The organism is Mesorhizobium sp. M0491 (genome assembly GCF_040321265.1).
Classification (GTDB): Bacteria; Pseudomonadota; Alphaproteobacteria; order Rhizobiales; family Rhizobiaceae; genus Mesorhizobium.
Genome location: NZ_JAMYRE010000001.1, coordinates 377,161 through 388,739 on the forward strand (window position 1 = coordinate 377,161; position 11,579 = coordinate 388,739).

At 63.4% G+C, this 11,579-nt stretch carries 10 protein-coding genes; 8 read left to right on the forward strand and 2 right to left on the reverse strand.

Annotated elements, in window-relative coordinates:
- Positions 1-26: 26 nt before the first annotated feature.
- The 3 genes from NKI69_RS01735 to NKI69_RS01745 are packed head-to-tail and all read left to right on the forward strand — an operon-like array spanning position 27 to position 3,604.
- Entirely contained in the window at positions 27-1,529 is a 1,503-nt protein-coding gene (locus NKI69_RS01735) for a TadA family conjugal transfer-associated ATPase (RefSeq protein ID WP_023811373.1), read from the forward strand.
- Positions 1,530-1,558: 29 nt separating this feature from the next.
- Positions 1,559-2,572: a type II secretion system F family protein gene (locus tag NKI69_RS01740; protein ID WP_352439644.1), complete on the forward strand. Its 1,014-nt coding sequence runs from the start codon at positions 1,559-1,561 to the stop codon at positions 2,570-2,572.
- 9 nt (positions 2,573-2,581) lie between these two features.
- Positions 2,582-3,604: a type II secretion system F family protein gene (locus NKI69_RS01745; protein ID WP_023811371.1), complete on the forward strand. Its 1,023-nt coding sequence runs from the start codon at positions 2,582-2,584 to the stop codon at positions 3,602-3,604.
- Positions 3,605-3,688: 84 nt separating this feature from the next.
- Here NKI69_RS01745 and NKI69_RS01750 read toward each other — a convergent pair whose 3' ends face one another.
- Positions 3,689-4,510 (reverse strand): tetratricopeptide repeat protein, encoded by an 822-nt coding sequence (locus NKI69_RS01750; RefSeq protein WP_023811370.1) that lies wholly within the window; start codon positions 4,508-4,510, stop codon positions 3,689-3,691.
- Between the two features lie 116 nt (positions 4,511-4,626).
- Here NKI69_RS01750 and NKI69_RS01755 point away from each other — a divergent pair, with 116 nt between their 5' ends.
- The 5 genes from NKI69_RS01755 (at position 4,627) to pdeM (ending at position 10,636) form a co-directional block, all read left to right on the forward strand.
- A complete protein-coding gene (locus NKI69_RS01755) occupies positions 4,627-5,991 on the forward strand; it encodes a leucyl aminopeptidase family protein (RefSeq protein ID WP_352719722.1) in 1,365 nt (454 codons plus the stop codon).
- A gap of 72 nt (positions 5,992-6,063) precedes the next feature.
- Positions 6,064-6,414 (forward strand): MarR family winged helix-turn-helix transcriptional regulator, encoded by a 351-nt coding sequence (locus tag NKI69_RS01760; RefSeq protein WP_013533675.1) that lies wholly within the window; start codon positions 6,064-6,066, stop codon positions 6,412-6,414.
- 31 nt (positions 6,415-6,445) lie between these two features.
- Complete coding sequence (locus NKI69_RS01765) at positions 6,446-7,306, forward strand: C40 family peptidase (protein ID WP_023811368.1); 861 nt, start codon at positions 6,446-6,448, stop codon at positions 7,304-7,306.
- Between the two features lie 67 nt (positions 7,307-7,373).
- A complete protein-coding gene (locus tag NKI69_RS01770) occupies positions 7,374-9,923 on the forward strand; it encodes a ligase-associated DNA damage response DEXH box helicase (protein WP_023811367.1) in 2,550 nt (849 codons plus the stop codon).
- Complete coding sequence (pdeM, locus tag NKI69_RS01775) at positions 9,920-10,636, forward strand: ligase-associated DNA damage response endonuclease PdeM (RefSeq protein ID WP_023811366.1); 717 nt, start codon at positions 9,920-9,922, stop codon at positions 10,634-10,636. The genes NKI69_RS01770 and pdeM overlap by 4 nt, the downstream gene beginning before the upstream one ends.
- Before the next feature lie 7 nt (positions 10,637-10,643).
- On the opposite strand, the gene NKI69_RS01780 is transcribed toward pdeM, so the two are convergent.
- Positions 10,644-11,579: a dimethyl sulfoxide reductase anchor subunit family protein gene (locus NKI69_RS01780; RefSeq protein ID WP_023811365.1), complete on the reverse strand. Its 936-nt coding sequence runs from the start codon at positions 11,577-11,579 to the stop codon at positions 10,644-10,646.

Sequence of the window (11,579 nt, forward strand, 5' to 3'; positions counted from 1 at the left end):
TTCAGCAGTGGAATCGGTAGTCGATCATGTTTGGTAAAAGAGGCAGCGACGACGGCAACCGGTTCACGCCGGAATTTCGCCAGCCAGCACCGGCGCCCGTTGCGCCGCCGGCTGCAGGTTCCATGGACACGGCGGTTCTGATCCGGCCCGCGGCGGCGCCAAGCGCGCCTGTCGCACCGCCGGCGCGCCGTGCGGTCGAGGCACCGCCATTGGCGCCTGAGCCGAAGCGGGCACAGCGCGAAAAGAGCGAAACTTATTACGATACCAAGAGCCAGGTCTTCTCCGCGCTCATCGACACCATCGATCTGTCGCAGCTTTCCAAGCTTGATCCTGAAAGCGCGCGCGAGGAAATCCGCGATATCGTCAACGACATCATCGCGATCAAGAACTTCGCAATGACGATCGCCGAGCAGGAAGAGCTGCTCGAGGACATCTGCAACGACGTGCTCGGTTATGGGCCGCTCGAGCCGCTGCTCGCCCGCGACGACATCGCAGACATCATGGTCAACGGCTCCAGGAACGTCTACATCGAAGTCAACGGCAAGGTCGAACAGACCGGCATCCGCTTTCGTGACAACCAGCAGCTCCTCAACATCTGCCAGCGCATCGTCAGCCAGGTTGGCCGCCGCGTCGACGAATCCAGCCCGATCTGCGACGCGCGCCTTCCCGACGGCTCCCGCGTCAACGTCATCGCGCCGCCACTCTCCATCGATGGCGCCACGCTCACCATCCGCAAATTCAAGAAGGACAAGCTGACGCTCGATCAATTGGTCAAGTTCGGCGCCATCTCGCCGCAGGGCGCCGAAGTCCTCAAGATCATCAGCCGTGTTCGCTGCAACATCGTGATCTCGGGCGGCACCGGTTCGGGCAAGACGACGCTGCTCAATTGCTTGACCAACTATATCGACCGCGAGGAGCGCGTCATCACCTGCGAAGACTCGGCCGAGCTGCAATTGCAGCAGCCGCATGTGGTACGCCTCGAAACCCGCCCGCCCAATCTGGAGGGCGAGGGTGAGGTGACGATGCGTGACCTGGTCAAGAACTGTCTGCGCATGCGGCCCGAGCGCATCATCGTCGGCGAAGTGCGTGGACCCGAAGTGTTCGATCTGCTGCAGGCGATGAACACCGGCCATGACGGCTCGATGGGCACGATCCACTCGAACAGCCCGCGCGAATGCCTGAACCGTATCGAATCCATGATTGCCATGGGCGGTTATTCGCTGCCGCAAAAGACAGTGCGCGAAATCGTCGTCGGCTCCATCGACGTGATCATCCAGGCGGCGCGCTTGCGCGACGGATCGCGCCGCATCACCCACATCACCGAGGTGATCGGGATGGAAGGCGACGTCATCATCACGCAGGACATCGTCCTCTACAACATCAAGGGCGAGGACGCCAACGGCCGGCTGCTGGGTGAGCACGTATCGACCGGCATCGGCCGTCCGCATTTCTGGGAGCGTGCACGCTATTACGGCGAGGAGCAGCGTCTCGCCATTGCGCTCGAGGCGATGGAGAAACGCGCTGACTGACGTATGCTGGGGTGTAAGGGTTCGGGCCAATGTTTGGAATTGACGGCACAGTACTGGCGTTTGTCGTGCTCGCCGGCTTCAGCGCCGGCGCCGTCGCCTATGCATTTCTGTTCACCCGGATCAGCAACGAGAAACAGGCCGGCAAGCGGCTCGAAACGATCAGGACCGCCGAGACGGATCGCTCCGTCGTCAAGGCCTCGCGCGACCGCGTGGCGGAAGCCACCAAGCGGCGCAAATCGGTTCAGGATTCTCTCAACGAACTCGACGCCAAGCAGAAAACCAAGGACAGCCGCGTCAAGAAACCGCCGCTGAAAGCCCAGCTTCGTCAGGCCGGCCTCAAGACCACCATCGAGCGTTTCTATATATATTCCGCAATATGCGGCATCGTTTTGACGATGGTCGCCTTTGTGGCCGGAGCCCCGCTGATCGCCTTGCCGGGCGTGCTGTTGGCCGGGGGGCTGGGCCTGCCGCGCTGGTTCGTCACGTTTCGTCGCGCCCGCCGGGTCAAGGCATTCCTCAACGAATTTCCAAACGCGCTCGACATCATCGTGCGCGCGGTCAAATCCGGCCTGCCGCTGAACGACGCCGTGCGCTTGATCGCCAACGAATCGCCCGAACCCGTGAAGACCGAGTTTCGCCGCATCGTCGATTCACAGCAGATGGGCCTCTCTATCCCCGACGCGACCTTGCGCATGCCCGAAACCATGCCTTGCACCGAGGCAAGCTTCTTCGGCATCGTTATCCAGATTCAATCGCAGGCCGGCGGCAATCTCTCCGAGGCGCTGGGCAATCTTTCGCGCGTGCTTCGCGATCGCAAGAAGATGAAAGCCAAGGTCGCGGCGCTGTCGATGGAAGCGAAGGCGTCCGCCGCGATCATCGGTGCGCTGCCCTTCATCGTCGCCTTTCTCGTCTACCTGTCGAGCCCGGCCTACCTGATGCCGCTCTTCAACACCAGCGTCGGAAACCTGATCCTTGGTTGCTCTGCGGTCTGGATGTCGATCGGCATCCTGGTGATGCGCAAGATGATGAACTTCGAAGTCTAGGATGCTGGCATGACCGAGCAAGTCATCAAGACCCTGACGGATCCGAGCTTCCTGATCGCGATGCTGGTCGCGATAGCGGTGTTTGCGACCGTCCTCACCTTGCTGCCGGCGTTTGGCGGAAACCAGCTCAAGTCACGCATGAAATCCGTTGCGCTGGAACGCGACGAACTGCGTGCGCAACAGCGCGCCCGGCTTGCGGTCGAGGCCGACCGCCGTCGCAAGGGCTTGCGCGAGGAACAGTCGATCGGCATGCGCAACATTGTCGACCGGCTGGATCTGAGACGCGCGCTCGCCGATGAGAGCACATTGCAGAAACTCAAGGTGGCCGGTTTTCGTGGACAGAATCCGCTGACGCGGTTCCTTTTCTTCCGTCTCGTGCTTCCTTTTGTCGGTTTCGCGCTGGCCGCAATCTACATCTTCGTGCTCGGAGGGCTGCCCGACAAGCCACTGGTCATCAGGCTGTTCGTCTGCGTCCTCGTTGCTTACGGCGGCTTCTACGCACCGGTCATCTACGTCAACAACCGCGCCACCAAGCGCAAGCAGTCGATCCAGATGGCATGGCCGGATGGGCTCGATCTGATGCTGATCTGCGTCGAATCGGGCATGTCGGTGGAAGCGGCACTGCGCAAGGTCGCCGACGAGATCGGTGCGCAATCGGTGGCGCTGGCGGAAGAATTCATCCTCACCAACGCCGAGCTTTCCTATCTGCCGGAGCGCAAGCAGGCCTACGAGAACCTGGCAAGCCGCACCGGCCTGGATTCGGTCAAGTCGGTGTCGCAGGCGCTCGTCCAGGCCGAGCGTTACGGCACGCCGGTGGCGCATGCACTGCGCGTGCTTGCCGCCGAAAGCCGCGACATGCGCATGAATGCGGCCGAGAAGAAGGCGGCCGCCCTGCCGCCAAAACTTACCGTGCCGATGATCCTGTTTTTCCTGCCGGTGCTCTTCGCCATCATTTTGGGTCCCGCCGGCATTCAGGTCAGCCAACGCGGTATCTTCGGCGATCATGCGGCGCCGGCAACAAACGCCCAGTAGCGGCGAGGTAAATTCCTGCATTCCCTCAAACGAAGAAGCCGCGCATGCAGCGCGGCTTCTTCGTTGGGCATCGGGATTGTGGTCTCAGTTGGTCGCGGATTTCGGCTTGTCCTGGTCCTTGAGCTGGCTCCAGGCATTCTGCTGGGCCAACATCTGCCTGAGATAGGCGACGTTTGCCTGCGCCTGTTCGGGCGAGAGCTCCTGCGAGGCGATCTTCTCGGCCTCGTCGAACCGGCCTTGCAGGCCGACGACCAGTGCCAGGTTCTGGCGGACGCGGCTGTCCGCGTTCGGCTGTTGCGCGGCCGAGCGCATGTAGGTTTCGGCGGTGCGCAGGTCACCTTCCAGCACATACGACATGCCAAGATTGGAGAGCACGGAAGGCTCGTTCGGCTTGAGGTCGAGCGCCTTGCGGTAAAGCCTGCGCGCATCGTCCTTCTGACCGGTCTGGTCGAGAATGGCCGCTTCGGCCGACACCAGCTTCCAGTCGGGATATTCCGGTGTCTGAGCGCGGCGCACGGCGTCGAGCGCCGCCTCGAACTGGCCATTGGCGGCCAGCGCCTTGCCATAGGAGGCAAGCACGTCACGATCCTTGGGCAAAGCGATGGCGAGCTTGCGCATCACGGCCAGCGACTGATCGGCGTCGCCATCCATCTGCAATGCCGCCGCATAGTTCGTCGCTATCCGCTTGTCGTTGGGGTTCTTCGCGTAGGATTGGCCAAGTGCGCCGGTGGCATTGTGCAGTTCGCCGGCCGACATGCTTTCCAGCGGTTTGCCGCTGGTGCGTGCGATAGAGCCGGTGGAGAGCTTGTCGGTTCCGCAACCGGCGACGCCCGCCGTCAGCGCCAGCACAAGAGCCGTGGTGATGAGCCGTTTTCCCCTGGCATTCATCCTGCGGTTGGTCGGCATGGCACCCTAAGCCTCCATTCATGCGCGGCCATTGCGTGGCCGTCTTCCCTCCCGCAGAAATATTCTGTTAACCCTAACGGACGGTTAAGAACGGCGACTCACACGGAGAACATCGCATGCCTGTCGAACTCGTCGGGAAGACATTGCCGGGCGCGCTGCCGGTCCATCTGGTCGCCAGGGACGGTCTGGACGCGGCCGGCCTTGCGCCGGCCGCTGTCGCCTGGGCTAGGGCCAACGGCTTTTCCGGCGAGGCAGGCAGGACGCTGGTCGTGCCCAGCGAAAACGGGGCGCTCGGCGGCGCCTTGTTCGGCGTCGGCGATGGCGAAGGCGCGCTCGCCCTCGGCGCACTGTCGAAGGCCTTGCCGGAAGGCGACTGGCATTTCGCCTCGGCGCCGGTCGAGCCCGAACTCGCGGCCACCGCACTGGTGCTCGGCGGCTATGTCTTCACCCGTTACGGCAAGAAGTCAGGCAGGGCGCTACGCTTCGGCCTGCCGGCAGGCGTCGATGCCGGGCGCGTTCGCCGCATTGCCGATGGCGTCTTCCTGACACGCGATCTGGTCAACACGCCGACCAGCGATATGGGCCCGGAAGATTTGGAGGAGGCGGTGCGGACCCTGGCTGCCAGGCACAAGGCCGAAGTCTCGGTGGTCAAGGGTGACGATCTCCTCGACCGGAATTTCCCGATGATCCATGCTGTCGGCCGTGCGTCGGCCGGCGCGCCGCGCCTTATCGATATGCAGTGGGGGCAGCAAGGGGCGCCGAAGGTAACGCTGGTCGGCAAGGGCGTCTGCTTCGACACGGGCGGTCTCGACATCAAGCCATCGTCCGGCATGCTGCTGATGAAAAAGGACATGGGCGGTGCCGCCAATGTCCTTGGCCTTGCCTCGATGATCATGGCTGCCGGGCTGAATGTGCGGCTGCGCGTGCTCATTCCCGCGGTCGAAAATTCGATTGCCGGCAACGCCTTCCGGCCTGGCGACGTGCTGGTGAGCCGCAAGGGCATCACTGTCGAGATCGGCAACACGGATGCCGAGGGACGGCTGGTGCTGGCCGATGCGCTGGCGCTGGCCGACGAGGAGGAGCCGCAGCTTCTGGTCGACATGGCGACGCTGACCGGGGCTGCCCGTGTCGCGCTCGGCCCCGATCTGCCGCCGTTCTACACCGGCGACGAAATGCTGGCATCCGATCTTGCGGCGGCTTCCGTCGCGGTCGAGGATCCGCTGTGGCGCATGCCGCTGTGGCAGCCCTACGATGCAAAACTGTCGTCGAAGATCGCCGACATCAACAATGTCACCCCGGATGGTTTCGCCGGCTCGATCACCGCGGCGCTGTTCCTCAAGCGCTTCGTCGAAAAAACCGCGGGCTGGGCGCATTTCGACATCTTCGCCTGGAACCCGGCTGACCGTCCGCATGGCCCCGCCGGCGGTGAGGCACAAGGCATCCGCGCGCTGGAGCGGATCATCGCGAAACGCTACGGCTGACGGTTGCAGGCGAGAGACGGCAATCGCTTTGACTGAAACGGAACCGAAACAATTTGCCGTCATGCTGGCGCGATGTCGATTGCGATGCGCCCGAGCCAGGCCTTGCGACTGTGGCAGCAGGTGATGCTGTCGCAGGTGCGCGACGACGCGCCCGATCTGACCATGCGCCAGACGGCAATCCTGTTCACCATCTATCTCGACCCGCCGCCGCACACCGTGCGCGGGCTCGCCGCGCGCCTCAATGTCACCAAGCCCGTGATCACCCGCGCGCTCGACACGATGGGCGCTTTGAAACTCGTCTCGCGCCATCGCGACGAACTCGACAAGCGCAATGTTCTGATCAGGCGCACGGTCGAGGGCGCGCTCTTTGTCGAGCGCTTCGGCGATGGTATCATCGCCAAGGCGCTCGAACTGCCGATGTGAGCGGATTACCTTTTCAGCATAGGTGCTCGATTTGACTGCCAGGGATGCCCGCCTTCACGCTTTTCGTTCCGACCTCGCCGATGCAAGGCTGAAGGGCGAGGTCGCCGCCGACCGCTTCGTCGCCGGCCGGCCGGCGCGGGTCATCGCGTCAGTGGCCGATATGCGCAAGGCGCCGCGGCCTGCTGCCGGCGTCAACACGCAAGCGCTGTTCGGCGACGATGTTCTGGTCTTCGATGTCGCTGAAGGCTGGGCCTGGGTCCAGGCCGAACGCGACGGCTATGTCGGCTATGTCGCCGACACGATGCTCGGGGGCCGGGATCACGCGGCCACTCACATCGTCTGCGTGCCGCGCACCTTCCTTTACCCCGGGCCGGATCTGCGCTTTCCGATCGCCGGACAATTGTCGATGGGATCGACGGTGACAGTGACGGAGGCCGCCGAGACGCGCGGTACGCACTATGCGGTCCTGCCTTCCGGCGAGGCGCTGATCGCAGGTCACCTGCGGCCGCTCAGTGAAGCTGCCTCCGACTATGTCGCGGTTGCCGAGGCGTTTCTAGGAACACCTTATCTCTGGGGCGGTACTTCCGGTTTCGGCATCGACTGTTCGGGGCTGGTGCAACTGGCGATGCGCATGGCCGGCAGAGACGTGCTGCGCGATTCCGATATGCAGGCGGCGACACTTGGCGAGCCGCTGGAACCGGCACCTGATTTGTCCGGGTTGCGACGTGGCGATCTGGTGTTCTGGAAGGGCCATGTCGCCGTCATGACCGATGCCGACACGATGATCCACGCCAACGGCCACACCATGCTGGTGTCGCACGAGAGACTGAAAGACGCCGTCGCGCGCATCGGCTATCTCTATGGCAGCCCGACAGGGTTTCGGCGGCCTTAGGGAAGAACGATCCCCTTTTGTTCCGATTCTTCTTGGCGATTGACTGCCGTCGCGCTACCTCTGGCAGGTGACAGAGCAGCCGCGCCTTGCCGAACAGAATGCCGCCGTGGCCCTGCCCGAACCATTCATCAGATGGTTTGGCGAGAAAGGCTGGTCGCCGCGCGCCCATCAGATCGAACTTCTGGCGAAAGCCCAGGCCGGGCAATCAGTCCTGCTGATTGCGCCGACCGGTGCCGGCAAGACGCTGGCCGGGTTCCTGCCTTCGCTGACCGAACTGGCCAACCGGCCCAAGAGAAAGCCGGGCCAGGCGCGTCGCGGTATCCACACGCTCTACATCTCACCGCTGAAGGCGCTTGCCGTCGATATTGAGCGCAATCTCGGCAAGCCGGTGGAAGAGATCGGCCTGCCCGTCACCATCGAAACGCGCACCGGCGACACGCCGGCGCACAAGCGCCAGCGCCAGAAGCTGGTGCCGCCCGACATCCTGCTGACCACGCCCGAGCAACTGGCGCTGCTGATAGCGGCAGGCGATGCAAAACGTTTCTTCGAAGATCTGCGCTACGTCGTGCTCGACGAACTGCACTCGCTGGTGACGTCGAAACGCGGACATCTGCTGGCGCTCGGTCTGGCGCGGTTGCGCAGCTTTGTCCCTGGTCTGCAAACCATCGGGCTGTCGGCGACGGTGGCCGAGCCGGACGAGTTGCGGCGCTGGCTGGTCAGCCAGAATCCGCCCAAGGGTTCGACAGGCCATGACATGGCGGAACTGATCGTCGTCACCGGGGGCGCGAAACCGGAGATTTCCATCCTCGATTCCGAAGAGCGGGTGCCATGGGCGGGACATTCGGCGCGCTACGCCACGCCGGAAATCTATCGCGAGATCAAGCGCCACAAGACGACCCTGTTGTTCGTCAACACGCGCAGCCAGGCGGAGCTGCTGTTCCAGGAATTGTGGCGGGTCAACGAGGATACGTTGCCGATCGCGCTGCATCACGGTTCGCTCGACGTCGCCCAGCGTCGGCGCGTCGAAAAGGCGATGGGGGAAAACGCACTGCGCGCCATCGTCGCCACCTCGACGCTCGACCTCGGCATCGACTGGGGCGATGTCGATCTGGTTGTGCATGTCGGTGCGCCGAAGGGGGCGAGCCGGCTGGCGCAACGCATCGGCCGCGCCAACCACCGCATGGACGAGCCGTCCAAGGCGATCCTCATCCCGGCCAACCGCTTTGAGGTGCTGGAATGCCGGGCCGCCCTCGACGCCAACTATCTCGGCGCGCAGGACACGCCTCCCTTGATCGATGGCGGTCTCGACGTGCTGGCGCAACATGTACTCGGCTGCGCCTGCGGCGCGCCGTTCCGTGCCGATGATCTGTTCGAGGAAGTGCGAACGGCAGCACCCTATGTCAGCCTCGACCGGCCGACTTTCGACCGCGTCATCGATTTTGTCGCCACCGGCGGCTATGCGCTCAAGAATTACGAGCGCTACGCCCGCATACGCCTGAACAAGGATGGATTCTGGCGGGTGTCCAATCCGCGCGTCGCCCAGCAATACAGGCTGAATGTCGGCACCATCATCGAGGTTCCGGCGCTGAATGTGCGCTATATCAAGGCCGGCGGCAAAGGTGCGGCTTCGCGCGGCGGCCGGGTTCTCGGCAAGATCGAGGAGGCCTTCCTCGAAACGTTGACGCATGGCGACACCTTCATGTTCGCCGGCAAGGTTCTGCGCTTCGAAGGCATCCGCGAGAATGAATGCTTCGTGTCGAACGCGCCCGGCAGCGATGCCAAGGTGCCTTACTATGGCGGCGGCAAGTTCCCGCTTTCGACCTATCTCGCCGAACAGGTCCGCATCATGCTGGACGACTCGCAGCGATGGAAGAAGCTGCCCGAGCAGGTCGCCGACTGGCTGCGATTCCAGGCCGACAAATCGGTGCTGCCCAAACGCGATGACCTGCTGATCGAGACTTTTCCACGAGGCAACCGCCATTATCTGGTGGCTTATCCGTTCGAGGGCAGGCTGGCGCACCAGACGCTCGGCATGCTCCTCACCCGCCGTCTCGACAGGGCAGGAGCCAGGCCGCTCGGCTTTGTCGCCACCGATTATGCGCTGGCGATATGGTCATTGGGCGACATGGGCGCGATGTTCAAAGCCAGGAAGCCTTCGCTTGGCGCGCTTTTCGACCAGGATATGCTGGGCGATGACCTCGAAGCCTGGCTGGCCGACAGCTGGCTTCTCAAGCGCACTTTCCGCAATTGTGCACTGATTTCGGGATTGATCGAGAAACGCCACCCCGGCCAGGAAAAGAGCGGCCGCCAGGTCACGGTCTCGACCGACCTGATCTACGATGTGCTGCGCAGCCATGAACCGGACCACATTCTGCTGCAGGCAACACGCGCCGACGCAGCGACCGGTCTGCTCGATGTCAGCAGACTTGCCGACATGCTCTCGCGCATCCAGGGTCGAATCGTGCATAAGGCACTCGAACAGATATCGCCGCTCGCCGTGCCGATCATGCTCGAGATCGGCAAGATGCCGGTCCATGGCGAAGCCGATGAAACGCTTTTGATGGATGCGGCGACATTGGTCGAGGAGGCCATGGGGCCGGGAATGAGTGTGGAATGAAATTTTCGCTGGCGCGCATATCGCTGATCGCCGAGGCCGATCTCGTCGGCATCGCCGGCGAGCGCGCTGTCTGCGACCCGCGCGGCGTGCTCTATTTTCCGGATCTGCGGCTTCTGGCCGTGTCCGATCTGCATCTGGAAAAGGGTTCGTCGCTGGCACGGCGCGGCACGTTGATCCCGCCCTACGACACCGGTGCGACCTTGCTGCGGCTTCAGGCGGTGATATCAGACTACCAGCCTTCGATCGTCATCAGCCTGGGCGACAGCTTTCACGATGGCGGCGGCGCCCAACGTATGCACGCAAGTTTCCGCGAGCGGCTGGAAGCGCTGATATCAGGCCGGCAATGGTTCTGGGTCACCGGCAATCACGACCCGGAAGCGCCAGCCGATCTGCCCGGCGAAACGGTGCGTGAACTTGCTATAGGCTCGCTGCTGTTCCGGCATGAGCCGTCGAAGCAGCGTGTCGAAGGCGAAATAGCGGGCCATCTGCATCCCTGCGCCCGCATAGTCCAGCAGGGCCGCTCGGTGCGGCGCCGCTGCTTTGCCGGCGATGGCGGCCGCATGATCATGCCCGCCTTCGGCGCCTATACCGGCTCGCTCAACGTGCTCGACCGCGCCTATGCCGGGCTGTTCCGGCTGGACACGCTGATGGCTTATATGCTGGGCGCCCAACGCATCTTTGCCATTTCCGGCTCGATGCTGCGGCCGGGCTAAACAAACCTTACCTGCCATAGTAGAGCGTAACCGTGTGCTTCGCTTCGGCGAAGAACAGCCAACGTTCGACCAGCATGCCGGCGAACTGGATTGCAGCAGCAAGTACCGACAGCAACGCTGCCAGCGGCCATGGCAGGGCGAACACAATGGCGAGCAGCCCCAAGGGCAACACGAAAGCCAGAACCTGCGTGATCTGGCGCAGCCGCGCGCTGTGCTTGCGCGCGATGCGAAAACCCATTTCCTTGAGCAGGTAGTTCTCCTCGGTATGCGGCCATTCAAGTGACCGCACCGTGCCGCCAGCCAGCCCGGTCGCGGTGTTGGCGTTGGTCGAGATTTCCAGCCGGTCGTTGTAGCGCCAGGTCGCGAGCTTCCAGCCCCAGCCGAGCAAGGTGAGCAGCGCGGAAGCCACCAGAAGAATTTTCGAGCCGAGAGCAAACCCCTGCAAAAGCGCGTTCAGCAGCACGCTGCCGGTCATCGCCGAAAAGATGAGGTAGCCGGGCAGGGTGAAGCGGCTATGCCATTGGGCGATCGGCTTCAGCGACGCATAGATCATGCCGGTGGTGCAGACGGTAATGATTGCGCCGATGGCGGCCAGAGATCCGGCGATGCCGGCCCAGCCATCTGTCTTGCCGAGAAACACCCAGCCGATGCCGAACAGCCCCGCCGGAATGAAGGTGATGACCGAGGCGACGCCCTCGCGCGACAGCCAGGAACTGCGCCACTGCGAGAACGCCCGCCAGGCGCGTTCGGGGCGGCCGAGATGACCCGTTGAGGACAACAGGCCGGCCACGATCAGGCCGAGTGCCAGCCCCATGCCGATGAAGCCCAGCCAGAAATCGGGCGGGATGATCTGGAAGCCTCCGAGCACGCCCAGCAGCGCGAGCAGGCCATAGCCCGCACCGGTGGCGGTGGTGAAGAAGACGACGGAGAAGGCTGGATGCAT